Here is a 25,376-nt window from a genome sequence, read left to right as displayed (position 1 = left end):
GTGTACCTGGGTCGAGTGTGGCGATTCGCGAGTCCGTGAAGGCCTCCTTGAGGGACCCAGAGTCCCTCAAGGAGGCCTTCACGGACCTAACCCGAAGCGCCGCTCCCCGTATCCGGCCGGGGGCGTCCTTCAGCTAACGCCCGAGGCCCCGGATCAGCACCATCACCGATTCCCGCACATCGGCCCTGGTCCGTTTCGGCTGGAACACCTGCCAGTCGAGCGCGACCACCAGCATCGTGCCGAACAACCCCGCCGCGGCGGTCTGGATCTGCACGCCGTCGGGCAGCCGCCCGGCGGCGTCCAGCCGGTGGAGTTGTTCGCGCACGATCGAAATGATCTCCTCGCGCAGCAGCGTCAACGTCTCGTGCCAGGTGCCGGGCGTGCGCCACATCTCGCTCACCAGGATCTGCGAGAAACCGGGGTATTCGGCGATGAACTCCAGCGCACCGTCCACTTGCGACTCGATCACGTCCATCGGGTCGCCGTCGCCGGTCGCCGTGCGCAGCCGGTCCGCGAGCACGCCGACGCCGTAGCGCAGCAGTGCGTCGACAAGACCGTCCTTGCTGCCGAAGTTGTAGTAGACGGTGCCCTTCGCGACCTTCGCCTCGGCCGCGATGTCGTCCACCGTCAGCCCCACGAGGCCGCGGCTGGCGGACAGCCGCAGCGTCGCTTCGAACAGCTTCTGCTTCGTCGCCTCGCCCCGGGGGCTCACAACGCCAGCTCGGGTTTCAGCGCCGAAACCGTCCAGGTGCGCCGTTTCCGCGCGGCCAGCGTCGAGACCAGGATCCCGCCGACGAGATAAGCGAGAAGGACACCGATGTCACCGAGGATCTCCATCGAGGCGCCACTGTAGAGCAGGTGCCGGAACCCGTCGATCGCGTAACCCATCGGCAGCACGATGTGCAGCGGGTACAACGCGTCCGGGATGGTCTGCCACGGGAACGTGCCGCCCGCGCTCACCAGCTGGAGCACCAGCAGAACCAGGCCGAGGAACTTCCCGACGGCGCCGAAGAACGCGTTGAGCGCGTGCACCACCGAGGTGAACGTCAGCGACACCAGCACCGCGAACCCGATCGCGCCGAGCGGATGCGCGACGTCGATGCCGACCAGCCAGGTCACCGCGCCGAACAGCACGATCACCTGCGCGATCCCGAGCAGCGCCGAGGACAGCCAGCCGCCGAGCGCGACCTTGAACGGCGACGCGCCGGCGGTCAGCGCGCGGGTCGAGAGCGGGCGCAGCAACAGGAACAGGACGAACGCGCCGATCCAGGTCGCGAGCGAGATGAAGAACGGGGCCAGACCCGCGCCGTAGGTCCCGGCCGAGGCGACGCCGGAGGAGTTGACCGCCACCGGGTCCGCGATGGTGTTGGCGGTCGCCGCCCTGGTGGGGTCGTCCGGGTTCGGGATCTCCTTGAGCCCGGCCGCGAGCCCGTCGCGCAGCTGCACCGCGCCGTCGGCGAGCTGGTTCGTGCCGTTGACCGCGGTCTTCTCGCCGTCGTTCAGCTTCGCGGCGCCGTCGCGGATCTGCACGGAGGCGTCGGCCGCCTGCGCGATGCCGCTGGTGAGCTGCGGGGTGGCCGAGGCCAGCTGGTGCGCGCCGTCGGACACCTGGCGGGCGCCGGACGCGAGCTGGGCGAGCTGGCTGTTCGCGCCCTGGATCTTCGTGTTCGCCTGGTCGACCGGCGACCGGAGGGTGTCGAGGCGGCTCAGGATCTCCTGCACTTTCGCCTCGGGGACTTCGGCGGCACGCAGGTCCTGCGCGAGCTGGGTGCGGTAGCCGTCGAGTTTGGCCTGGATGTCCCCGGAGGCCGTCGCCGCGAGCGAGGCGGCGTCGGCGACCTTCTGGTTCCCGTCGGCGACCTGACCGGCGCCGTCGGCGAGCTTCTGGGTCTGGGCGGGGAGCTGGGCGGTACTGGATTTCAGCGTGCCGAGCCCGGTCGCCAGCTGCGAGCTGCCGGAGGCGAGCTGATTGGCGCCGTCGGCCAGCTGCTGCTGTCCGGTCTTGAGCTTGCCCGCGCCGTCGGCGAGCTGCGAAGCACCCGTCGAGGCCTCCTGGATCTTGCCGTAGATCGTGGAGAAGCCGACCAGGAACTTGTCCGCCGCCTCGCTGCCGACCTTCTCCGCGATCGTCTTGCGCACCTGCTCGGCCACCTGTTTCGCGATGGTCCCGGACAGATAGTTGTTCGCGTCGTTGGTGGTCAGCGTGATCGTCGCCTGCTGGGGCTGGAAGTTGCCCGAGGACAGCAGCGCCGTGGAGAAGTCGCGCGGGATGCCGATCGCGAACGAGTACTTGTCGTCGCGGACGCCCTTCGCGGCCTCGTCCTGGGACACCTCGTGCCACTGGAACGTGCCGGATTTGACCAGCTCGTCGGTGACCTCACGGCCGACGTTGCGCTCCACGCCGGCCGAGTCCTTCGCGCCGATGTCGGAGGTGAAGACCGCGGCGGGCAGCTTGTCCAGGCGCGAGTACGGGTCGTAGTTCGCGTAGAGGTAGAAGGACGCGTAGAGCAGCGGCACCAGGACGAGCGCGGCCATGGCGAGCTTCGGCAGGGTGCCACTGCTCAGCCGGCGCAGCTCGTTGGCGGCGATCCGGACGGGATTCATTCCTGGTCTCCTGAAGTCTCTTCGATCTCAGCGGTTTCGACCGGCGCGCAGCGCACGGGGTCGGGCTGCTCGAGAGCGCCGCAGCGGGCGGGCTTCTCCGGCAGGGCCGAAACCGGGGTGGTGGCGGTCAGCACGATCACGGCGAGGCCGCGCTCGGCGTGCTCGCGGGCGAGCCGCGCCCAGCTGTCGACGTCGCTGGTGTGCCTGTCCGGGGTGTCGAGCACGAGGACACCGACGCCCTCGCGGCCCGCGGCGAGCGCGGTGAGCAGCCGGGTGCGCGTCACCGGTTCGATATTCTCGAAGCGGGTGGTGGCGAAGGCGGCGGCGCCGTGTTCGGCCAGCCAGCTCGCGACGGCGGCCTTGTTCGCCGGGCGCTTCGCCAGTTCGAGTTCCTCCCCGACGACGACTTGCAGCGACAACGCGCCGTCCGGCTCGCTCACCCCGGGGGAGTCGACGATCGCCACGACCTTGCGCGGGTCACCGCCCTCGACGGTCACCGTCCCGGTGGCGGGCTTCAGCCTGCCTGCCAGCGCCAGCCCGAAGGCGGTGACGCCGACCCCCGGCTCGCCGTGCACGATCGCCAGCTCACCGCCCGAAACGGTGAGCGAAGTAGGCGACAGCAACGTGCCGTGGGGTCCGGTCACGGACACCCTGTCGGCTTGAACCCGCACGAAGAACTCCCAGGTCGGTGACTCGCGGAACTTTTAAACTGACTGGTCAGTTCAAAAGTTAGCCCTGACCTGGGAGGCGCACAACCTTGGGGGGCTCACGTCACACACAAGAGTGACGAAACCTCCGCAAACCGGACGACTAGCGCAGGGCCGAAGCCGGATGGACCTCCCAGGACGTCCACAGTGGACGATAACCCTGCCGGTGCCAGAACACCGAGGAGAGCGGGTTGGTCGGGTTGTAGTAGAGGTAGGTGCCGTCCGCGCCGTCGGCGGCGAACTCCTTGTGCACCACCGACATCAGTGTGCGGCCGAGCCCGTTCCCGCGCAGGCCGGGCACGGTGACGACGTTGTTGACGTAACCCCAGCGGCCGTGGGGGAGCAGTTCGGCCTCGGCCGACCCCGGCGACGAGGTGATCCACGCGCCGTGCGCGAACGCCGCGATGCGGGCGTCCCGTTCGGCCAGCCACAGCAGGGGGACGTCCTTGTCGAGCGCGCGTTCCAGTGCCGGGGCGAGCAGTTCGGCCGTGTTCGGGCGGTGCCGGGTGGCGACCTGGCCGATGTAGTCGTGGGTCGACACGGCCATCGCGAGCACGGTGTCGAAGTCTTCGCGTCGCGCACGGCGGACGGCCACACCTTCGGCGGCCGGGGAGTCCCGGTGGCTTCCGGTGCGCACGGCGAGCGCGGACATCGGCACCAGCCCGTGGTCGAGGAAGGCGCGGATCGCCTCGGCGTCCCGGCTCGGCCAGTTGACCACGCAGGACGAGTCCTCGCCGGGGGATTCGGCGTCCATCCACGTCCGCCACGCGCGCAGCAGCACGTCCATGCCCTCGGTGCCGGTGTCCCCGGTGAACGGGAAGAGCTGGCGCACGTCGGCGGCCGACCACAGCAGGGGGACGTCGTCCGGGCCGTGCAGCTGGCGCTGCACCACTCCGGTGACCTGGACGCCCGCCGCGGTGGCCGCGTCCACGCGTTCGCCGACGACCGGGGGCGGCGCCGCTTCGGGCAGGAGCCTGTCGATCGACGCGAACCGGGCGCGGTGCGCGTCGAACAAGGTCTTCTCGATTTCCATCCCGTCCCCAGGGTCGACGCGCCGGGCACCGCTACCGAAGGGCCGCGGCCGGGGCGGCCGCCCACGTCGTCCACAGAGGACGATAACCCTGCCGGTGCCAGAACACCGGGGACAGCGGATTCGCCGGATTGTACGAGACGAAGGTACCGCGCAGCGACGGCGAGAACAGCTCGTCGTGCACGACGGCGGTCAGCGCGCGCCCGATCCCGCGTCCCCGCGCGGCCGCGGTGACGGCGAGCGTTCCGACGTAACCCCATTCGCCCGGTGGCAGGCGCCCGGCGAGCGCGTCGCCGGGGATGGGGGAGCGCTTTCCGCCGGTCACCATCCCGACCGTGAGCCCTTCCTCCTCGGCGATCCAGACCCGGCCGCCGAACTGCAGGCCTCGCCGGACCTCTTCCGCCAGCAAGGCCTTGGCGCCGGGACGGACGACACCGTGGCCGACGAGCGAGGTGTAGCGGAGTTCCTCGAACCGGAGGCCGACGATCTCCTCCAGGTCGCCCCGCGTCGACTCGCGGACGGTCACGCCGGGGACGGAATGCGCTTCCCCCGCCGCGGGCGCGCGGACGGCCAGCGCCAGTTGCGGCGCGAGCCCGTGGTCCAGCAGCGCCCGCGAGACGGCGACGTCACGGCTGGGCCAGGTGACCGTGCACGACGAATCGGGTTCGGCGTCGGCGAGCGCGATCCGCTCGCGCCAGGCGGACAGCAGCGCGCTCATGCCCGCGACGGCGTCGAGCGGGAGGACGGCGGACAGGATCTGCAGATGCGCGGGGCTCCAGAGCCGTTGCCAGGATCCCGCCGCGAACCGCACGTGCGTGATCGTCCCTGTCGCGCCGCCCGCTTCGAGGGGTTCGCCCGGCGGGAGCGGGGGTGGCGGCGGAAGCAACGGGTCGAGCGCGGCGAACCGCGCCCGCTGCCGTTCCGCCGCCGGGGTCATCCCCGCTGGGTGCAGAAGATCGCGGTGCCGGGGAAGAGCTTGCCGCGCAACGGGCTCCACTGGCCCCAGGTGCGGGTGTGACCCTCCGGCCAAGCGGGCTCGATGAGATCCGTGAGCGCGAAGCCAGCGTCGGAGAGCGCGCGGACGTAGTCGCCGAGGGTGCGGTGATACTCGACGTACGTCGCGACGCCCTCTTCGTCGACCTCGACGTACGGCGTGCGGTCGAAGTACGGCTGGGTGACGGTGAGGCCCTGAGGTCCGGGATCGTCGGGGAAGATCCAGCGCATCGGGTGGGTCACGGAGAACACCCAGCGGGCACCCGGCCGGAGCACCCGGCGCACTTCGGCGAACACGACGTCCACCGACGCCACGAACGGCACCGCGCCGAAAGCCGAACAGGCGGCGTCGAAGCTCGCGTCGGCGAACGGGAGCGACTCCGCCGTCGCCTGCACGAGCGGGACGGGGGTGCCGGTCCGCTCGTTGCCCTCCCTCGCGTGCCGCAGCATGCCCGCCGACAGATCGGTCGCCACCGCCTCGGCGCCCTGCGCGGCGAGCCAGCGCGAGCAGGCCGCCTGCCCGCAGCCGACCTCGAGGATCCGCTTGCCGGCGACTTCACCCAGAAGCGCGACATCGGCCTCGCGGACGCCCTCGGGGCACCAGACGAAGTCCGCGTCGCCGAGGAACCCGCCGTGGGTCGCCTGGTAGTCGTCGGCGTCGGCGTCCCACCAGGCCAGGTTCGCGGCGGTCGCTTCCGGCGCCGAGACCGCCCGGTAGGCGACCCCCGCGGTGCCGAGCCGCTCCTCGGCCTGTGCGTGCCGATCGGGCTCGGCGACGGACTGCTGGCTCAAAACCGATATCCTTTCCCCAGGTCAGGGCTTCGCGGCACAGCTTATCCGCCCGCCGTGATCGTGGGGGCGACCCTGATTGTGCCGTGTACAGGGGGCCGCGTAGGATATCTGTTAGCGCAGTGGGTTCGCGCTACTCTTTCCCCCGGTTCGCTCAGCGTCCGGGTCAGGGGGTCGCGTACCGGATGCGGTGATGCTCGCGGTCGTTCCCTGTGGACGTTTGCTTATGTGGTCGCCTCATGTCGGAAGAGCCCATGGTGCCCTAACTGCAAACCCACTACTTCCCATCCACCGGAGCAACCCGCCTAATGACGACCGACACCGCCACCGCCCCGACCGCCCCCGCCGGGCCCCAGCAGGTCGCTATCAACGACATCGGGTCGGAGGAAGACTTCCTCGCTGCGATCGACAAGACGATCAAGTACTTCAACGATGGCGACATCGTCGAAGGAACCATCGTCAAGGTCGATCGCGATGAGGTCTTGCTCGACATCGGCTACAAGACCGAGGGTGTCATCCCCTCGCGCGAGCTCTCCATCAAGCACGATGTCGACCCGGCTGAGGTTGTCACCGTCGGCGATGAGGTCGAAGCCCTGGTTCTCCAGAAGGAGGACAAGGAAGGCCGTCTGATCCTGTCCAAGAAGCGTGCGCAGTACGAGCGCGCCTGGGGCACGATCGAGGAGCTCAAGGAGAAGGACGAGCCCGTCAAGGGCACCGTCATCGAGGTCGTCAAGGGCGGCCTCATCCTGGACATCGGCCTCCGCGGCTTCCTGCCCGCGTCGCTGGTCGAGATGCGCCGCGTGCGCGACCTGCAGCCGTACGTCGGCCGCGAGCTCGAGGCGAAGATCATCGAGCTGGACAAGAACCGCAACAACGTGGTCCTGTCCCGCCGCGCCTACCTGGAGCAGACCCAGTCCGAGGTGCGCAGCGAGTTCCTCAACGCGCTCGCCAAGGGCCAGGTCCGCAAGGGCGTCGTGTCGTCCATCGTCAACTTCGGTGCCTTCGTGGACCTGGGTGGCGTCGACGGCCTGGTGCACGTCTCCGAGCTGTCCTGGAAGCACATCGACCACCCGTCCGAGGTCGTCGAGGTCGGCCAGGAGGTCACGGTCGAGGTTCTGGACGTCGACATGGACCGCGAGCGCGTCTCGCTGTCGCTGAAGGCGACCCAGGAAGACCCGTGGCGTCAGTTCGCCCGCACCCACGCGATCGGCCAGATCGTGCCGGGCAAGGTCACCAAGCTCGTCCCGTTCGGTGCGTTCGTGCGCGTCGAGGAGGGCATCGAGGGCCTGGTGCACATCTCCGAGCTGGCCGAGCGCCACGTGGAGATCCCGGAGCAGGTCGTCCAGGTCAACGGCGACGTGATGGTCAAGGTCATCGACATCGACCTCGAGCGTCGTCGCATCTCGCTGTCGCTGAAGCAGGCGAACGAGGGTGTCACGCCGGAGACCGAGTTCGACCCGACTCAGTACGGCATGGCCGCCGAGTACGACGCCGAGGGCAACTACATCTACCCCGAAGGCTTCGACCCGGACACCCAGGAGTGGCAGGAAGGCTTCGACAAGCAGCGTGAGGAGTGGGAGCGTCAGTACGCCGAGGCTCACACCCGCTACGAGGCTCACATGAAGCAGGTCGTCAAGGCCGCCGAGGCCGACGCGGAAGCCGCGGCCGACGCCGCGACCGGTGTCACCTCCGGCGACTCGGGCGAGCAGAGCTACACCTCCGCTCCGGCCGAGGCCAAGAGCGGCGGCACGCTCGCCAGCGACGAGCAGCTCGCGGCTCTCCGCGAGAAGCTGTCGGGCGGCGCGTGATCCAGGCGCTCAGCCAGTAGCTGACAGACAGCGGCCCCGGTCCACACGGACCGGGGCCGCTGTCTTTTGCCCGCATTTAGTCCTCTGAATGCGTTCCTTGCACGCGCAACTACCGCATCCAGAGGACTGGATGCGGTAGGGGAGGGAAGAGCGTCAGGAGGTGGCGGGCCGGACGGCCGGCACCCAGACGCGTTCGAGCGCAGCGGCGCGGGCCTTGCGGCGGAGTCCGGCGAAGCTGTGCTTGGCCGGGACCAGGAGCGCGCTCAGCCACGTGCGCCGATATTCGGCGAGGGCCTCGGCCACGGGACGATGGAGGACACAGTGCACCAGGCCCGGCGTTCCGAGCCGGTGCCTTCCGACGTGCTTGCCGTCTGCCATCTTTCCTCCGTGTGGGCTACCTTCGCCGCGCACGGTACGCAATCAGGCGCCTGATGCGGCGTAACCGCGCGGCGTGTCACCCATAAAGGTTGAGTCTCGCGTCACTATGAACTTGCCTTTTGCATCCGTCTGTGCCGGTTGCGTACATCTCGTGACCCTGCGCGGTCACCCCAGGTGGCGCCACTAGGCTGATCGACATGCTGCGTGTGGGCCTGACCGGCGGGATCGGCGCCGGAAAATCGACGGTGGCGAACCGGCTTTCCGAGCACGGCGCCGTCCTCATCGACTCCGACAAGATCGCCAGGGAGGTCGTCGAGCCGGGGACGCCGGGGCTCGCCGAGCTGGTCGAGGCTTTCGGGGAAGACATCCTGGGCCCCGGAGGCGCCCTCGATCGGGCCGCGCTCGCCGCGAAGGCGTTCGCCGACGAGGACTCACGCAAGCGGCTGAACTCGATCGTCCATCCCAGGGTCGGCGCCAGGACGGCCGAGCTGATGGCGGCCGCCGCGCCGGACGCGATCATCGTCCACGACATCCCGCTGCTGGTCGAAGGCGGGCTGGCGCCGATGTACCACCTCGTCGTCATGGTCGACGCGCCGGAGGAGGTCCGGGTCCGCCGCCTGGTCGAGGCCCGCGGCATGGCCGAACCGGACGCCCGCGCCAGGATCAAGGCGCAGGCCACCACCGATCAGCGCCGGGCGGTGGCCGACGTGTGGTTCGACAACAGCGGAGCGCCCGACATCGTGCTCGCCGAGGTCGACGCGCTGTGGGCTGACCGGCTGACCCCGTTCGAGGCGAACGTGCGGCTCCGCAAGCCGCGGGCGCCGATGTCGCCGAAGATCGCGCCGTACGACGAGACGTGGCCCGTGCAGGCCGAGCGGGCGCTCGCGCGGATCCGCGTGGTGGCAGGCGACAACGCCGTGCGGATCGATCACATCGGCTCGACGTCCGTGCCGGGGCTGCCGGCCAAGGACATCCTCGATCTCCAGCTGACGGTGTCCACTTTGGACAAGGCCGACGAGCTGGCGGAAGCGCTCTCCGACGCGGGGTTCCCGCGGGCGGAAGGGGAGTGGTACGACGACGCGCACGGCGAAGAGGGCACCTGGCCCAAGCGGTTCCACTTCGGCGGCGACCCTCGCCGTCCGGTCAACCTGCACGTCCGCTCGCAGGAGACCCCGGCCTGGCGGCTCGCGCTGCTGTTCCCGGAATGGCTGCGACAGAACCCCGACGAACGCGACGCCTACGCGGCGGTCAAGACCGCCATGGCCGCGAAACACGCCGGCGACGGGACTGTCGAGCAGTACACCGACGAGAAGCAGGTCTGGGTCGACGCCGCCTTCACCCGTGCCGACGCCTGGGCGGAATCGACCGGCTGGACCCCGTAAGCGCAGGTCATACCCGGAATTCCCGGAGCGCGGGCCACGCCGACGCCCAGGTTTCGGTGTGACCGGTGACCAGCCAGATCGGCATCCCGCGGCTCACGTTGCGCACGCCGGCCTCGTTGTCCACGCGGGAGACGATCCGGGCATCGGTGAACGAACGCAGCAGCCGCGCCGGATCCGGCCCGACGAACAGGACGCTGTCCGCGGTCTCGGGTGGATGCCCGAAGTACCAGAACCCGCGGCTCGGGCTGTACACGGCGGGCAGCCCGTAGCCGGCGCCGTACCGGTCCAGCGCTCCGGCCTGCCAGTAGCCCGCCGTGACGAGGGTGGTGCGCTCCCGCTGAGCCGGCGGGAGCCGGTGATAGGCGTCGGCGACCGAACGGGCGAGGTCCGGCCAGCCGATCTCCTCCAGCGCGTACGCCGGGCGCGGTACGTCCCGGCCTTCCGCGAGCCAGGCGGACGGCCACACCGGCAGCGCGTACGGGAGGGTGTACAGCGCGGAAAGCAGGAACACCGGCCAGGTCGGGATCCAGCGGAACCACGGTGACGGCTTCAACTGTCCGAAGTGGACCGCCGCGCCCGCCCACAGGACACCGAACATGCCCGCCGCGTAGTAGTACCGGCCGTTGGACAGGATGAACAGCGCGATCACGCCGACGGTCGTCCAGCCGAGGAACCGGTAGGCCCGCAGCCTGGACGAGAACGACAGCACCCACAGTCCATAGAGGACACCGACGACACCGATGCCGAGCCCTGCCCCGGTCAGCAGGGCGGGCAGGAACCCGGCGCGCCCGCTCCAGCCGCCGGTGGTCTCGTGGGCGATGACGTCGCCCATCTCCAGCTGCGGCCAGCCGTTCGCGGCCTGCCACCACAGCGTCGGCACCATCGACAGCGCGGCGATCCCCGCGCCCGCCCAGAGTTTGGGCCTGCGCAACAGATCCCGGGGCCCGAAGAGCAGGATCGCGATCCCGGCCGCGACCCAGAACGTCGCGATGAGGAGCTTGACGTTCAGCGCGACGGCGGTCGCCACACCCAGCCACAGCAACAGGTTGTCGTCACGCTTCCGCATCCACCGGACGAGCAGCCAGGCGATGAGCGTCCACAGCGCCGGATCGATCGTCGAGGTGGCCAGGTAGTGCCCGCTGCCGAGGAACTGCCCGCAGATCGCGTACGCGGCGGCGGCGCGGGTCTGCGCCCGGCGGTCCCCGCCCATCTCGTAGGCGATGAGCCCGGTGAACACGACACCGGCGGCCGTCGCGAGGACGGCGGGCAGGCGGAACACGAAGACGTTGCCCGGCGCGAGCGTGTCCATCGCCAGCGCCAGGAACGGGAGCACCGGCGGCTGATCCGCGTAACCCCAGGCCAGCCGCTTGCCCGCGGAGAGGAAGTACAGCTCGTCGCCGAAGTAGCCGTAGCGCCACGCCGTCGCCAGCAGGACCGCCGCGGCCGCGGCGGCGAGCAGCCCCACCGGGAGCCGGGCGAACGCCGCACTGGACACGGTCGGTGTTTCGGCCGCGGGGGCGGCTTCCATCCATTCCTCGCAGATCCCTCGGGTGCCGGTCCTCTCGCACCTTACGTGCCACCGGCGTGGCGCGTCGGTCGTGAGAGGACCGCCGGAGCATCAGAACCCCCAGTCCGTGAGCTTCGGCCATACCGTGTCCCAGCTCCCGTTCCGGCCGGTGGCCAGCCAGATCTTCATGCCCTGACTCGTGTTCGTGATCCCGGCCCGGTTGTCGAGCGCACCGACCTCTTGGATCCGCGTGAAGTACGGCACAAGCCCCGAAGGGTCGTTCCCGACGAACAGGACGTCCCGTGCCGATTCCGGCGGCCTCGGCAGCGTCGCGTAGCCGCGGTTGGGGCTAGACGGCGACGGGAGCCCGAGCTCCGGTCCGTAGTGGTCGATCGCGCTCGCCTGCCAGTACTTCGCCGCCACGATCCCGGTCCGGGCCGGATCGGGCGCGGTCCGGTACGCCCGCGCCACCGACTCCGTGATCTCCCGCCAGCCGATCTCCTCGACGGCGAACACCGGCCGGGCCCACTCCGGGGCACTCGCCAGCTCCGCCCGCGGGAGGACCGGGAGCGCTTGCGGGATCGCGACCAGCGCGGCCACGACGTATACCGGCCAGGTGGCGACCCAGCGCCAGTACTTCGACGCCTGACCCGCTTCGATCTCCACCGCCGCGGCCGCGAACAGCGGGGCGAACATCCCCGCCGCGTAGTAGTAGCGCCCGTTCGCCAGCAGGAACAGGGCGAGGACGCCGAGCGCGGTCCAGCCGAGGAAACGGTACGGCCGCAGGCGTTCGGACCGCAGCAGCCGCCACAGCCCATAGCCGACCAGGGCCATCCCCACCGGGACCCCGGCGCTGAGCACCAGAGTCGGGACGAACGTGGCCCGTCCGCCCCAGCCTGCCGAGACCTCTTGGGAGATCGCCGCGCCCATGGTCAGCTGGGGCCACCCGTTCGCGGCCTGCCAGACGAGCGTGGGCGCGATCATCGCGGCGGCGATCAGCGCGCCGCACCACAACGCCGGACGGCGGACGAGGTCGCGGGGCCCGGACACCACCGCGGCGATCAGCGCGACGAGCCAGAAGCCCCCGATGAGGAACTTCGTGTTCAGCGCGAATCCGGTGACCACGCCGCTCCAGACGAGCAGCCCGTCCGCACGGGTCCGCGTCCACCGGACGAGCAGCCAGCTCAGCAGCGTCCACAGGAACGGGTCGATCGTGCTGGTCGCCAGGTAGTGCCCGCTGCCCAGCATCTGGAGGGACACCGCGAAGGCCGCCGCGGCGATCGTCTGCGCTTTGCGGCCGCCGCCCAGTTCCCTGGCGATGAGCGCGGTCAGCACGACGCCGGCGACCATCGCCAGCATCGCCGGGATCCGCAGGACGAACGGCGAATCGGCGCCCAATCCGTCCATCAGCCGGGCCAGGAGCGGCAACAGCGGTGGCTGGTCGGCATACCCCCAGTCCAGATGCCGACCCGCCGCCAGAAAGTACAGTTCGTCGCCGAAATAGCCGTAGCGGCCCGCCGTCGCCGCGAGAACCGCCCCCATCGCGCCGGCGATCGCCAGCACCGGTGCTCTCGCGAACGGCGTGGCCTCCGCGCGTTCCCGGAGTCCCTCGGCCTCGATGACCACGGGTATCCGCCCCCTCTCGATCGGTTACTCCGTGATCGAGAGTCCTGCAAGAGTGCTCTGCCGGGTATCCATCGGCCGGTCGGAATCCGTCTCTCCCAAAGGATGAGCGAAGATCAACCGAACGATGGATGCCGGTGGCTCAGTGCCGTCGCCAGCCGAGGGCGATGTCCTTTGTGGACAGCCAGCCGCGCAGGTCGTGCCCGTGGGAGGCCAGTCCGTCGACGGTCGTGTGACTGACGTCGAGCGCGTGTTCGCCGTCGGCGGGGGAGACCAGCCCGGCGACGACCGCGGCGAGGAGTTCGTCGGTGTCGATCACCTGGACGGACTTCTTGTCCCTCAGGACGAGATCGAGATAGAGATCGGTGGCCACCCAGACGCCGTCCTCGCGGCGGATGTCGACGACGTCGAGGTAGAAGTCCTGATCGCGTTCGTGGCCGGGGTTGAACCAGAAGTCGGTGATCCGCAGGCCGAGATCGGGCAACAGCCAGGACTCGAGATAGTGGAACTGCGCCCGCCCCGGCGTCGGCCGCGCCATGTAGAGGCCGAAGGGCTCTTCGCGGTATTCCTCGACGTCCCTCACGACGCCCTTGGGGTCGGTGTTGGTCTTCGCGGCCGGGTCGAAGTACTCGACCTTCGGCGGATGCAGCGCGGTCATGCGCCCATCTTGGAAGGAGCCGACGCCCGCGAACACCGCCCAACCGGGTGGACGATCACGGTTTCGCGGTTCCGCGGGAGCGGCGCCGCCCGGCCGGATAAGGTGCGCTGGTTCCGCCATAGGGGTGAGTGGGGAGTCGACGTATGTTCGGGATCATCAGGCCGTGCCGCCATCGGCTTTCCGCTGGTCTGCACGCGGACTGGCTCGCCCATCTCTGCGGTCTTTGCCTGGCGCTGCGCGACGAACACGGACATCTCGCCCGAATGGTGACGAACTACGACGGCCTGATCATCTCGGCACTCGTCGAAGCCCAGTCTCCTCGCGCGGAGGGACGGCGTGACGCCGGCCCTTGCCCGCTTCGGGCGATGAAGGGAACGTCGGTCGCGAAGGGCGGCGGTGCCCAGCTCGCGGCGGCGGTCTCCCTGGTGCTGGCGTCGGCCAAGATCAGCGACCACGTCGAAGACCGGGACGGCGCTTTCGCGCGGCGTTCCGTCGCTCTCGCCGCGAGGCGGGTCGCGACGCGTTGGGCGGACCAGGGGAGCCGCACGGGCACCCGGATCGGCTTCGACACGGCGGTCCTGACCGAGGCCGTCGACCGGCAGGGCGAGATCGAACGAGCCCTCCACCTGGGTGATTCGGCCGTGCTCGCCACCGAACCGGCCGAGCTGGCGACGGCGGCCGCGTTCGCGCACACCGCGGTCATCGCTGGCCGTCCGGAGAACGCCGCGCCGCTGGCCGAGGCAGGGCGCCTGTTCGGCAGGGCGGCTCACCTGCTCGACGCCGTCGAGGACCTCGCTGAGGACGAGGCCGCCGGGGCGTGGAACCCGCTGACGGCCACCGGCACCGACCTCGCCGAGGCGCGGCGGCTGTGCGACGACGCCGTGCTCGGTGTCGAGCTCGCCCTCCGCGAAGTGAAGTTCGACCAGCCGAAGCTCGTCCACGCGCTGCTGGTGCACGAATTGCGGCAGGCGGTGCGACGTTCCTTCGGGCACAACCTCACCGGTCACGGGCACGGCCCCCAGCAGCCGCCGCCGGGCTGGATCGGGCCCGGACCTCGGCCGCAACAGCATCCTCATCAGCCGTATCAGCAACAGCCCTACCCTCAGCAGCCCTACCCGCAGGGGGGACACCAGGCGCCGCCACCGGGGCCTGTCCCGCCGCAGGGCGCGCCCGGCAGTGGAGGCCCGCCGCAGGAGCCGCCGAAGAAGAAGCGGAAGCACGGCGGCGCGCCCACGGACGGCCAGGGTGGCTGCTGCTGGACGCCGAAGTTCCGGGTGCCGCCGAAGCCGAGGGATTTCTTCTTCGGCTGCGCCGTGGCCGCCTACATGTGCTGTTCGTGCCAGTTCTGCTGCCGCGACCCCTTCCCGGGGGCGTGGAGCGGGAAGCCGCACGAGGCCTGGTGCAACAACTGTGACGGTTGTGACTGCTGTAACTGTTGTGACTGTTCCTGCTGATCCGACCAGGCGAAACGGAAACTGTCGGACCCAGCGCCTACTCTGGTTACCGTGGCTTTCGCATCCGAACACCCCGTGCTCGCCCAGTCGGACTTCCGCCCCGTCACGGACATCCCCCGGACCGGCGGCCGGTTCGAGGTGGTCAGCGAGTACAAGCCCGCCGGTGACCAGCCGGCGGCCATCGACGAGCTCGAACGCCGGATCAACGCCGGCGAGAAGGACGTCGTGCTGCTCGGTGCCACGGGTACCGGCAAGTCGGCGACGACGGCTTGGCTGATCGAGCGCGTCCAGCGCCCGACGCTGGTCATGGCGCCGAACAAGACGCTCGCCGCGCAGCTGGCGAACGAGCTGAGGGAGCTGTTCCCGCACAACGCGGTCGAATACTTCGTCAGTTACTACGACTACTACCAGCCCGAGGCGTACATCGCGCAGACGGACACCTACATCGAGAAGGACTCGTCGATCAACGACGACGTCGAGCGGCTGCGGCACTCGGCGACGATGAACCTGCTGTCCCGGCGGGACGTCATCGTGGTCGCGAGTGTCTCGTGCATCTACGGCCTCGGCACACCGCAGTCGTACCTCGACCGGTCGACGAAGCTGAAGGTCGGCGAGCAGCTCGACCGCGACGTCTTCCTCCGCGCGCTGGTGGACGTGCAGTACACCCGCAACGACATCGCCTTCGCGCGCGGCACCTTCCGCGCCCGCGGCGACACGGTCGAGATCATCCCGGCGTACGAGGAGCTGGCGATCCGCGTCGAGTTCTTCGGCGACGAGATCGAGAAGCTGTACTACCTGCACCCGCTCACCGGCGACATCGTGAAAGAGGTCGACGAGGTCCGCATCTTCCCGGCCACGCACTACGTCGCGGGCCCGGAGCGGATGGAGAAGGCCATCCGCGGCATCGAGGCCGAGCTGGAGGAGCGGCTGGCCGAGCTGGAGAAGCAGGGCAAGCTGCTCGAGGCGCAGCGGCTGCGGATGCGCACCGCGTACGACATCGAGATGATGCGCCAGGTCGGGTTCTGCTCCGGCATCGAGAACTACTCGCGGCATATCGACGGCCGGGCCGCCGGGTCGGCGCCCGCCACGCTCATCGACTACTTCCCGGACGACTTCCTGCTGGTCATCGACGAGTCGCACCAGACCGTCCCGCAGATCGGCGGCATGTTCGAGGGTGACATGTCGCGGAAGCGGAACCTGGTCGACTTCGGCTTCCGGCTGCCCAGCGCGGTCGACAACCGGCCGCTGACCTGGGAGGAGTTCAGCGACCGGATCGGGCAGACGGTGTATCTGTCGGCGACGCCGGGGCCGTACGAGATGGGGCAGGCGGGCGGCGAGTTCGTCGAGCAGGTCATCCGGCCCACCGGCCTGGTCGACCCGAAGGTCGTCGTGAAGCCCACCGAGGGCCAGATCGACGACCTGGTGCACGAGATCCGCGAGCGGGCCGAGAAGGATGAGCGCGTCTTGGTCACCACGCTCACCAAGAAGATGGCCGAGGACCTCACCGACTACCTGCTGGAGCTGGGCATCCGGGTGCGGTACCTGCACTCCGAGGTGGACACGCTGCGCCGGGTCGAGCTGCTGCGGCAGCTGCGCGCGGGCGATTTCGACGTACTGGTCGGCATCAACCTGCTCCGTGAGGGTCTCGACCTGCCCGAAGTGTCGCTGGTCGCGATCCTCGACGCCGACAAGGAGGGCTTCCTCCGCAGTGGCACGTCGCTGATCCAGACGATCGGCCGCGCGGCGCGAAACGTGTCGGGCGAGGTGCACATGTACGCGGACAAGATCACGGACTCGATGCAGCACGCCATCGACGAGACCGATCGCCGCCGCGCCAAGCAGGTCGCCTACAACGAGGAGCGGGGCGTCGATCCGCAGCCGCTGCGGAAGAAGATCGCCGACATCCTGGACCGCGTGTACAGCGAGGCCGAGGACACGGAGTCCGTCGCCGTCGGCGGTTCGGGCCGGAACTCCTCGCGCGGCAAGAAGCCCGAGCAGGGCGACCGCGTCCGCAGCTCCGGGATGCTCGCGGACAAGGACGTCGCCGGGATGCCGCGCGCCGAGCTGGCCGACCTCATCCAGCAGATGACCGACCAGATGATGCAGGCCGCGCGCGACCTGCAGTTCGAACTGGCGGCCCGGCTGCGTGACGAAGTCGCGGACCTCAAGAAGGAGCTCCGGGGAATGGACGCGGCCGGCATCAAGTGACCCCGCGTTTCGTCCTCTGGACGCGATCCTTGCGTGTGCAAGTACCGCATTCAGAGGACGAAACGCGTGAGGGGGTCAGAGGCGACGGCGTTCCAGCATGGTCAGGTCGGCGTCGAAGTCCGGGAAACCGGCGGGCGCCGAACGCGTGCTGACACCCGGCGAGACCGGAGGCAGACCGGCCCACCGCCGCACGGTGTTCGTCGCTTCGGCCGCCTGCTCGGCGGGAAGCTGCGAGATCCGGGCGCCGTGATTCCCGCCCGGCACCGTGTAGCTGTAGGAGTCCTTCGTGCCGAAGCCGAGTTTGAACGGCTCCGCACTCCACGGGTCGTTCTCGCCGTTGACGAACATCAGCCGCGTCCCCCGCGACTTCACCCAGAAGTCGATGTCCGGCATCGCCAGATGGTCGAACCGCGGGATGTCGACCGACTTCGGCACGAACGTCCGCGACACGTTGGCTCCCGGGTAACGCAGCAGATCCCGGAGATAGCCCTCGTAGGACTCGGGGGCGCCGAGCTGGTAGGCCGCCTGGAAGTAGTACGGGACGTAGACCTCGAGGTTCTGGTCGGAGTAGGTGTTGAGGCTCTCGACGCGTTCGAACCAGGCGTAGACCTCGGCCGCCGGGGCGCCCTCCTTCGGGATCGTCGCGCAATCCGACTGCCTCTGGTATTGCCAGAAGGCGAAGTACGAGTCGATCACCGAGATCTCCAGTGACACGTCGGCCGAGCCGACGGTCTTGAACGTGAAGCCGTTCTTGGCCGCGTCGGCGGCGGCGAGCGCCGCGAACTCGGAGCGCCGGGTCAGCACGTCACGCTGGATCGCCTTCAGTGCCGAACGGCAGGCCGGATCGTTGCCGACGTTCGCCAGGAAGGCGTTGTAGCGATCGTGCGAGTTGATGACGTCGTTGGGCGCGACGTAAGGGATCGTCGCGTCGACGTCGTCCGGGAAAAACCTACGGAAGTAGGTCGCCGTCATGCCGCCCTTGCTGCCGCCGGTCGCCAGCCACTTGCCCGGGTAGAGCCGCTTGAACGCCTCCACGGCGCGGTGCTGATCGGCGGCGGCCTGCCAGATCGTCAGCTGCTTGCCCCAGTTCGGCCGGTCCGGTCGGGACGGGGTGAAGAAGCGGTATTCCATCGACAGCTGGTTGCCGTCGACGATCTGTGTCGGCTCCGAGCGGTTGGGCGATGCGGACACGTTGTACCCGCTCGTGTACACCACGGTCGGCGAGCGGAATTCCTTGTGCAGCAACGTGAACCGCTGCTGGAAGGTGCCGCCGCCGGGCCTGCGGTGGTCGACGGGCTGGGTGTAGGTGAGTTTGAAGAACCGGTAGCCGGTCGGCGCCGGGTTCTCCGAGACGACGGTCAGCCCGGGGATCCGCCCGAGCGCCTCCTTGATGTCGTCGGGTGCCGCCTGCGCGGCCGGGGTCAGCCCGGCCAGTGCGAGAACGGTGGTCGCCAGAACCGACCACGCGGCCGTGAGCTTCCGCATCCATGCCCTCCCCATCGGGACCTGTTGAGCGGTCGGATACTCACAGAGTCCCCGCCGGTGGGCAATCGCCTATCCGGTCGAGCCCGGATTCAGCCTTGGCCGCGCAGCACCTTGTCGACGTAGGCCTTGATGGCCGCTCGGGCTTCGGGGGAGCTCCACAGTTCGAGGACGTGGGCGTCGTCGCCGGTGCGGTGTTCGGCGATCCGCTCGTGGAACGGCCGGTGCAGCTGTGCCTTCGTGTGCGCGTACGCGGCCGCCGGGATCTCGGCGAGTTTCCTGGCCACCTCCACCGCGCGCTCGACCACGTTCCCGGGCGCGGTCACCTCGTTCACCAGGCCGAGCCGGAGCGCGTCCGCCGGAAGGTGGGTCTCGCCGAGGAACGCGAGTTCGGCCAGGATGTCGGCGCCGAACCCGGAGCGCAGGATCTCCAGCGCCGCCAACGGGAACGGCACGCCGACGAGCAGTTCGGTGATCCCGATCCGGCCGGGTCCGTCGGCGAGGACACGGCGGTCGCACGCGGCGGCGAGCACCGCCCCGCCGGCGATCGCGTGACCGTTGACGGCCGCGATCACCGGACCGGGGAAGCCGAACACCGAGAGGAACGCGTCCGACAGCGCGGGCAGGAAGTCCTCGAGATATCCCGGGCCGCCGTCGTGCACCCGGCGCAGGTCGACGCCCGCGGAGAAGATGCCGCCGGTACCGGTCAGCACGACACCGCGATGGCCGCCGACCTGTACGTCTTCGAGCCGGACGATCAGTTCCTGGCAGAACTCCGTGTCGAGGGTGTTCGCCTTGCCGTGCTGCAGGGTGACGACGGCTATCCCGCCTTCGTCGTCCACGCGGATCGAGGAGGTGGCCATGGGCCGACCGTACCCGAGCCGTCGAGGATCTACAGTGGACCGCTAATCCTTGAGGCGCACGGTGACCGTCGGGCTGAAGGACCGTTTGCGGTTCCAGCCGGTTTCGGCGCCGATGCTGAGCTGGATGGCGCGGTCGGCGGGCGCCCAGTAGCCGGTGCGGACGAAGTAGGCGTCCATCGAGCACAGCCTGCTGCACGACTTGCGGTTGCAGATGGTCTCCCAGCCCCACTGCCTGCCGCTCTCCTCGACGCCGTTGCGGCGGACGAACAGGTGCGGGTTGCCGATCTCACGGCAGTAGGCGCTGCCCTCGGAGATGTAGAGGACCCCGTCGATCTTGTAGAAGCGATTGTTGTCGAGAAGCGTCACCTGACCCGAGACGGCGAATCCGACCCGGCCGCCCTTGCCGGCGGTCATGGTCCAATCGAGAAAGAATTCTTGGACCGGAGTCTCGACTGACTGGGTCATGGTGACGTCCCCGCTTTCTTCTCGCGTCGGCACCTTCGCACTGAAGATAAGGATTTCCCGGAGGTCCGGCGAAGACGAATGGGAACTTTTCACCCAATGAGTCGATGATCGGAAAACCGATGTTCTCATGCGCATGAAACACCGATTACCGGCGCTAATGGGTGAAGGTCGCCACGGCCAGTGAAAACCGGGGCCCACCAGGGAAGAGGATTTCGTCTTCCCGGTGGACCCCGGTCGTTTCTTCAGTGCGGAAACGCTCTCAGCTGGTGATGTCCTTCGTCGCGAACCGGCGGCCGGCGAGGAGGAAGAACACCGTGCCGTACAACGCCGCCGACAACATGCCGTTGGCCATGTTCGTCCAGTCGATGTCGGTCGAGATCAGATCCATCCACGAGAACGCGAAATGCGTCGGCAGATAGTCCCGCAGTCCTTCGAGCGCGGTGATCTGGTCGAGGATCTGGGAGACGATCGCGACGATCACCGCGCCGCCGACGGCGCCCAGCGGGGCGTCGGTGGCGACCGAGAGCAGCATCGCCAGCCCGGCCACCCACGCCAGCTGCAGGATGATGTAGATCGTCGCCAGCCCCATCGCGATGAGACTGTCACCGAACGACACCGCGTCCCCGGTCGGGCTGATCGCGTCGCCCGCGCCGTACCAGATGACGCCGACCACCAGCGACACCAGTGGCAACAGGATCAACGCGACCGCGGAGAGGATGCCGGAGACGATCGCCTTCTGCCGCAGCACCCGATGCCGGGGGACCGGCATCGCGAGCAGGTATTTCAGGCTCGACCACGACGCCTCGCTCGCGATCGTGTCGCCGTAGAACAACGCCACGATCATGGGGAGCAGGAACGTCCCGGACACGAACAGCGCGAGCACCACGAAGTTCGGCGCGCTCGCGGTGGCGAGGTCGACGAAGCCGCCGCTGCGGCGGTTCGGGTTGGCCTGCCCGATCTCGAACGCGATCACCAGGATGAACGGCAGCAGCGCGACGAACCCCAGCATCAGCTGGGTCCGCCGCCGTTTGAGCTGCCGCTTCAGTTCGACGCCGAGCCGCAGCGTCCGGTCGGCGCGGTAGCCCGCCACCGCCCCGTCCGGGCCGACCTCGGTCGGCTCGTGCGACGCGACCTCGGTCAGCTCCAGCAGTGCCGCCGGATCGGTGTGCACGCCGTGATCCGCCCGGGTCGCCGGGCCGGAACCATTGGTCTTACTCACCCTTCGAGTCCTCTCCGACCAGCTGCAGGAACGCGTCTTCCAGGCGCCGCCGCGGCCCGGCCTGCTCGACCGCGACCCCGGCCCGCACCAGGACGGCGACCGCCTCGGCGCGCGCGAGACCGTCGAGATCCGCGTGGACCAGTTCGCCGTCGACGTCGACGCCGGAAACGCCGCCGACCTTTCGCAGCGCTTCGGCCGCTTCGGCGGGCTTGTCGACGCGGAACGTCGCTTCACCGCTGGACGCGGCCAGTTCGCCGACCTCACCCGAGGCGACCAGCATGCCGCGGTGCATCACGACCACGTGCGTACAGGTCTGCTCGACCTCGGCCAGCAGGTGGCTCGAAACCACCACGGTGCGTCCGGTCGCCGCGTAGCGCTGGAGCACCTCGCGCATCTGGTGGATCTGTGGCGGGTCGAGCCCGTTGGTCGGTTCGTCGAGCACCATGAGCTCCGGCAGGCCGAGCATCGCCTGCGCGATCGCGAGCCGCTGCCGCATGCCCTGGCTGTAGGTGCGGACCCGCCGGTTCACCGCGTCGCCGAGCCCGGCGATCTCCAGTGCTTCGGCGAAATGCGCCTTGTCCTTCGGGCGTCCCGTGCTCGCCCAGTACAGCTCCAGGTTCTCCTTGCCGGACAGATGCGGCAGGAAGCCCGAACCCTCCACAAAGGACCCGATCCGCGACAGCACCGGCGCGCCGGGCGCGATCAGATGGCCGAACACGCGGATGGTGCCCGCGGTCGGCGTGATGAGCCCCATCAGCATGCGCAGGGTCGTCGTCTTGCCGGCGCCGTTCGGTCCGAGCAGGCCGAGCACCTGGCCGGGTTCGACCCGGAAGGACAGATCCTTCACCGCGACGAAGCCGCCCGCGTAGGCCTTTCGCAGACCTTCGATGACCAGCGGTGTCTTCGCCAGGCTCTCGTCGACGTCGTGCGCGCGGCGGCGGCGGAACGCGGCGATCACCGTGATCACGATCCCCGCGAGCAGCGTCCCGGCGATCCCGAGCAGCTGCGCGGTGGGCGCACCGGCGCCGACGGAGTTGCCGGGCACGACCGGGACGGCGAGCCGTCCACCGTCCGCCAGCCCGATGCGGAACACCGCGGGCTCGACCGGCGTCGCGAACGCCTGGTCCGTCGTGCCGACGACCAGCCGGAGCGTGTGCCCGGCCTCCAGCGGCCGCACGATGCCCGGCAGGGTCACCGTCACCTCGACCGGGCTGCCGTCGGCGGGCAGACCGGAAACGCGGAACGGCGCGACGGCGTTGGCCGGAAGCGTCCGGACGCCTTCGGAGTTGACGTCGTAGAGCTTCGCGAACAGGACGGCTTCCTGCTGCGGAACCCCGGCGGACGGATCCGCGGAGACCTGCAGCCGGACCGTCGAGGAACCGGCCGCGATCGTCTGCGCGTCGAGCGGCGGCGTCGCGAACTGCGCGGCCTGCCCCGGCGGGTCGAGACTGAACAGTCCGGAGAGCCGGGACGAGCCGGCCACAGCTCCGTTCAAACCGGGGATCCCGCTCACCGCGGCGGGATTGCCACCGGCGGGCCGGACGACGGGCTGCGCCGGGCCCGCCAAGGTGAACGGCCGCCGCTCGGTGGCGTCGCCGGTCGCTCCCGGGTACGCCGGGGCGCTGACCGTCCGGACCGAAGGGGCGCCGTTCGCCCGCAGCGTGCCCTGGATGTCGTAGCTGAACCCGGTGCCGGGGTCGGTGCCCTGCCCGGTGAGGGAGAACTTGAGGAAGTCGGCGATCTGCGCGCGCAGTTTCTGCCCAGGCTTCCCGCCGTCGTGGCCGCCGGTGTACCAGATCGTGCGGACCTTGCCGCCCGCGGCCGAGATCTGCCGGGCGGTCGCGTCGGACTGGTCCAAACCGAACAGCGTGTCGCTTTCACCCTGCACCAGCAGGGTCGGCACGGTGATCTTGTCCGTCACGGACGCGGGGGAGACCCGGCGGAGCAGTTCGACGGTCTTCTGGCTCGCCTTCCCAGTGGTGGCCAGTTCGGTGTAGGCCTGGCAGACCTCGGCGGTGAACCGTCCACAAGGGTCGGCGGGGCCGGACGGGGGGCGCTGTCCATTCGGGCCACCGAGCGGCAGCGACTGCGCCGCGGCCGCCGCGCCCGTGCCCTGTGCCGCACCGGATTCGCTCGTCTCGTCCCCGGCTTCGGGGGCGTCGTTGGCGGGGGAGCCGGTCTGCGCCGCGCCGGAACCGGCGGAGAAGAAGATGCCGGCCCACGACTTCTTGAAGACGCCATCCGCGGTGAACGCGCCCGCGGCCGGGGTGGCGGCGTTCGGCGCGGCCGGAGAAGCGGCGTTCGGGAAGAGACCTTGGGCGAGATCGTTGTAGGTGATCACCGGCGCGATCGCGTCGACGCGCTTGTCGGTCCCCGCGAGCAGCAGGGAAAGCGCGCCGCCGTACGAAGCGCCGGACACGGCCACCTTCGGGTCGCCGTTCTCGCTGAGGACCTCGGGCCGCGCGGCCAGGGTGTCGATCAGCTTCCGGGCGTCGGCGACTTCGCGGTCGGGGTCGTTCAGCGCGATCTTCCCGGTGCTGCGGCCGAAACCGCGCGCGGACCAGGTCAGCACGACGAAGCCCTTGTCGGCGAGCTCGCGCGCTTCGGTGGCGACACTGTTCTTGTCACCGCCGAAACCGTGGGCGAGCAGCACGGCCGGGGCCGGGGTCTGTTCGGGCAGGTACGTGGTCGTGTCGATCTTGACGACCTCGGACGAGCCCGGCGTTTCGGGCAGATCGAGGGTCGCGTCCTGGATTTTGACCGCGGACGGCGCGGGATCGCTGTTCGTCCACACGACGGCCGCGGCGGCCAGGACCACCACGACCGCGGCGAGCGCGACGAGCTTCGCGCCTCGCGTGCGAGGGAGCGGGATTCGGGGCACGGAATGACCGTATTTCACCGAACCTGAGAGTCGCTCCTCCAGCACACAGGGACCACACAAGCGTGACGTTCAACCGCCACCGGAACGGGTACTCGAAGAGGGAAAAGAGGTAGGTGTGACGGGAGTTACGCCATCATCTTGGTGACAAGGGCAACCTTAACTGGCGTCAGACGTACAGACAGGTCAAACTGGACCAGCTGTGAGGGGAGTATTCCTTCGCGGCGGTGTCGTCAGCACGGTGGCCTTCGCAGGCCCCCGGCACCGTCGGCCGGTTTCGAACCGGCGGAAGAGACCTCCGGTTAGTTGCTGCTGTGCACTATCCGGAGGGTTGGATACATGTCTGTTCCCCTGTGGCTATGGATCGCCACGGTCGGTGGCCTGCTCGCGCTCATCGCGCTGGACCTGGTCATCGTCGATCGCAAGCCACATGAGGTCACCACCGGCGAAGCCGCCCGATGGGTCATCTTCTACATCGCCGTGGCCATCGCGTTCGGCGTCGGTGTCTGGGTGTTCGCCGGACACGAACCGGGTGTCCAGTTCTTCACCGGGTACATCACCGAGTACTCGCTGAGCGTCGACAACCTGTTCATCTTCATGATCATCATGACGTCGTTCAAGGTGCCCGCGATCCACCAGCACCGCGTGCTGCTGATCGGCATCCTGCTCGCGCTCGCCATGCGCAGCGTGTTCATCGCCGTGGGCGCCGCGCTGATCGCGCAGTTCGTCTGGGTCTTCTTCCTCTTCGGTGCCGTCCTCATCTGGACCGCGATCAGCATGGTCCGCAACAAGGACGAAGAAGAGGAATACGAGGAGAACGCGCTCACCCGCTGGGTGCGCAAGCTCTTCCCGGTCACCGAGGAGTGGCACGGGCACAAGTCCTTCGTGAAGAAGGACGGCAAGCGCTGGATCACCCCGATGTTCCTGGTGATCGTCGCGATCGGCAGCGCGGACCTGCTGTTCGCCGTCGACTCGATCCCCGCGATCTTCGGTATCACGCAGGAGGCCTTCCTGGTCTTCACCGCCAACGCGTTCGCGCTGATGGGCCTGCGCCAGCTGTACTTCCTGCTCGGTGGCCTGGTCACCAAGCTGGTGTACCTGTCCTACGGTCTCGCGGTGATCCTCGCCTTCATCGGCGCCAAGCTGTTCCTGCACGCGCTGCACGAGTACCACGTCGTCCCGGACTGGCTGGACATCAACAACTGGGTCTCCCTGGGTGTCATCGTCGTGGTCCTGACCGTGACGACGCTGGCCAGCCTCGCGAAGGCGAAGAAACTGGAAGCCGCTGAGCAGGAATCTTCGATCAGTAGTTAGAGCTGCTAAGGATC

General features: G+C 69.3%; 20 protein-coding genes. 5 read left to right on the top strand and 15 right to left on the bottom strand.

The features are described 5' to 3' along the window. Positions 1-133 precede the first annotated feature (133 nt). From AORI_RS66780 to AORI_RS66755, 6 genes are all read right to left on the bottom strand, one after another. Complete coding sequence (locus AORI_RS66780; RefSeq protein WP_016335482.1) at positions 134-712, bottom strand: TetR/AcrR family transcriptional regulator; 579 nt, start codon at positions 710-712, stop codon at positions 134-136. Beyond that, positions 709-2,604, bottom strand: coding sequence for a YhgE/Pip domain-containing protein (locus AORI_RS66775; protein WP_016335481.1), 1,896 nt, complete (start codon positions 2,602-2,604; stop codon positions 709-711). Before AORI_RS66775 ends, AORI_RS66780 begins: the two co-directional genes overlap by 4 nt. After that, entirely contained in the window at positions 2,601-3,275 is a 675-nt protein-coding gene (locus tag AORI_RS66770) for an ATP-binding cassette domain-containing protein (protein WP_016335480.1), read from the bottom strand. The genes AORI_RS66775 and AORI_RS66770 overlap by 4 nt, the downstream gene beginning before the upstream one ends. A 139-nt stretch (positions 3,276-3,414) precedes the next feature. Continuing rightward, positions 3,415-4,344, bottom strand: coding sequence for a GNAT family N-acetyltransferase (locus AORI_RS66765; RefSeq protein WP_016335479.1), 930 nt, complete (start codon positions 4,342-4,344; stop codon positions 3,415-3,417). Between the two features lie 31 nt (positions 4,345-4,375). Then, positions 4,376-5,278 (bottom strand): GNAT family N-acetyltransferase, encoded by a 903-nt coding sequence (locus tag AORI_RS66760; RefSeq protein WP_016335478.1) that lies wholly within the window; start codon positions 5,276-5,278, stop codon positions 4,376-4,378. Continuing rightward, positions 5,275-6,126, bottom strand: coding sequence for a class I SAM-dependent methyltransferase (locus tag AORI_RS66755; protein WP_016335477.1), 852 nt, complete (start codon positions 6,124-6,126; stop codon positions 5,275-5,277). Before AORI_RS66755 ends, AORI_RS66760 begins: the two co-directional genes overlap by 4 nt. 305 nt (positions 6,127-6,431) lie before the next feature. Here AORI_RS66755 and rpsA point away from each other — a divergent pair, with 305 nt between their 5' ends. Next, positions 6,432-7,931, top strand: a complete 1,500-nt coding sequence (gene rpsA / locus AORI_RS66750; RefSeq protein ID WP_005159322.1) for a 30S ribosomal protein S1 — start codon at positions 6,432-6,434, stop codon at positions 7,929-7,931. A 153-nt stretch (positions 7,932-8,084) separates the two neighbouring features. Here the strand turns inward: rpsA and AORI_RS66745 are convergent, their stop codons facing one another. After that, positions 8,085-8,309: a hypothetical protein gene (locus AORI_RS66745; RefSeq protein WP_016335476.1), complete on the bottom strand. Its 225-nt coding sequence runs from the start codon at positions 8,307-8,309 to the stop codon at positions 8,085-8,087. Between the two features lie 197 nt (positions 8,310-8,506). On the opposite strand from AORI_RS66745, the gene coaE reads away from it, so the two are divergent. After that, a complete protein-coding gene (coaE, locus tag AORI_RS66740; RefSeq protein WP_016335475.1) occupies positions 8,507-9,691 on the top strand; it encodes a dephospho-CoA kinase in 1,185 nt (394 codons plus the stop codon). A 7-nt stretch (positions 9,692-9,698) separates the two neighbouring features. On the opposite strand, the gene AORI_RS66735 is transcribed toward coaE, so the two are convergent. From AORI_RS66735 to AORI_RS66725, 3 genes are all read right to left on the bottom strand, one after another. Next, positions 9,699-11,219: an ArnT family glycosyltransferase gene (locus tag AORI_RS66735; protein WP_016335474.1), complete on the bottom strand. Its 1,521-nt coding sequence runs from the start codon at positions 11,217-11,219 to the stop codon at positions 9,699-9,701. A 90-nt stretch (positions 11,220-11,309) separates the two neighbouring features. Next, complete coding sequence (locus tag AORI_RS66730; protein WP_016335473.1) at positions 11,310-12,824, bottom strand: ArnT family glycosyltransferase; 1,515 nt, start codon at positions 12,822-12,824, stop codon at positions 11,310-11,312. Between the two features lie 139 nt (positions 12,825-12,963). Next, positions 12,964-13,479 carry a ribonuclease FAU-1 family protein gene (locus AORI_RS66725; RefSeq protein ID WP_016335472.1) on the bottom strand — a complete coding sequence of 172 codons (516 nt, stop codon included), beginning with the start codon at positions 13,477-13,479 and terminating at the stop codon, positions 12,964-12,966. Positions 13,480-13,622: 143 nt separating this feature from the next. Between AORI_RS66725 and AORI_RS66720 the strand changes: the two genes are divergently transcribed. Together AORI_RS66720 and uvrB are read left to right on the top strand one after the other, a co-directional pair. Beyond that, positions 13,623-14,933 carry a DUF5685 family protein gene (locus AORI_RS66720; RefSeq protein ID WP_016335471.1) on the top strand — a complete coding sequence of 437 codons (1,311 nt, stop codon included), beginning with the start codon at positions 13,623-13,625 and terminating at the stop codon, positions 14,931-14,933. Positions 14,934-14,984: 51 nt separating this feature from the next. Beyond that, a complete protein-coding gene (uvrB, locus tag AORI_RS66715; RefSeq protein WP_016335470.1) occupies positions 14,985-17,141 on the top strand; it encodes an excinuclease ABC subunit UvrB in 2,157 nt (718 codons plus the stop codon). Positions 17,142-17,216: 75 nt separating this feature from the next. Here the strand turns inward: uvrB and AORI_RS66710 are convergent, their stop codons facing one another. The 5 genes from AORI_RS66710 to AORI_RS66690 form a co-directional block, all read right to left on the bottom strand. Then, entirely contained in the window at positions 17,217-18,626 is a 1,410-nt protein-coding gene (locus AORI_RS66710; protein ID WP_016335469.1) for a S28 family serine protease, read from the bottom strand. 89 nt (positions 18,627-18,715) lie between these two features. Continuing rightward, positions 18,716-19,486 carry an enoyl-CoA hydratase/isomerase family protein gene (locus tag AORI_RS66705; RefSeq protein WP_016335468.1) on the bottom strand — a complete coding sequence of 257 codons (771 nt, stop codon included), beginning with the start codon at positions 19,484-19,486 and terminating at the stop codon, positions 18,716-18,718. 42 nt (positions 19,487-19,528) lie between these two features. Next, entirely contained in the window at positions 19,529-19,951 is a 423-nt protein-coding gene (locus AORI_RS66700; protein ID WP_016335467.1) for a hypothetical protein, read from the bottom strand. A gap of 259 nt (positions 19,952-20,210) precedes the next feature. Then, the gene (locus AORI_RS66695; protein ID WP_016335466.1) at positions 20,211-21,170 is read right to left on the bottom strand and encodes an ABC transporter permease; all 960 of its coding nucleotides are present in this window, start codon (positions 21,168-21,170) and stop codon (positions 20,211-20,213) included. Next, positions 21,163-24,051 carry an alpha/beta fold hydrolase gene (locus AORI_RS66690; protein WP_043848979.1) on the bottom strand — a complete coding sequence of 963 codons (2,889 nt, stop codon included), beginning with the start codon at positions 24,049-24,051 and terminating at the stop codon, positions 21,163-21,165. The genes AORI_RS66695 and AORI_RS66690 overlap by 8 nt, the downstream gene beginning before the upstream one ends. 336 nt (positions 24,052-24,387) lie before the next feature. Between AORI_RS66690 and AORI_RS66685 the strand changes: the two genes are divergently transcribed. Further along, positions 24,388-25,362: a TerC family protein gene (locus AORI_RS66685; RefSeq protein WP_016335464.1), complete on the top strand. Its 975-nt coding sequence runs from the start codon at positions 24,388-24,390 to the stop codon at positions 25,360-25,362. The last annotated feature ends 14 nt before the right edge of the window (positions 25,363-25,376 follow it).

The organism is Amycolatopsis keratiniphila (assembly GCF_000400635.2).
GTDB classification, from domain to species: Bacteria; Actinomycetota; Actinomycetes; order Mycobacteriales; family Pseudonocardiaceae; genus Amycolatopsis; species Amycolatopsis keratiniphila.
Note: the sequence above shows the minus strand (reverse complement) of the source record. Positions and strands in the feature narration are given on the sequence as shown.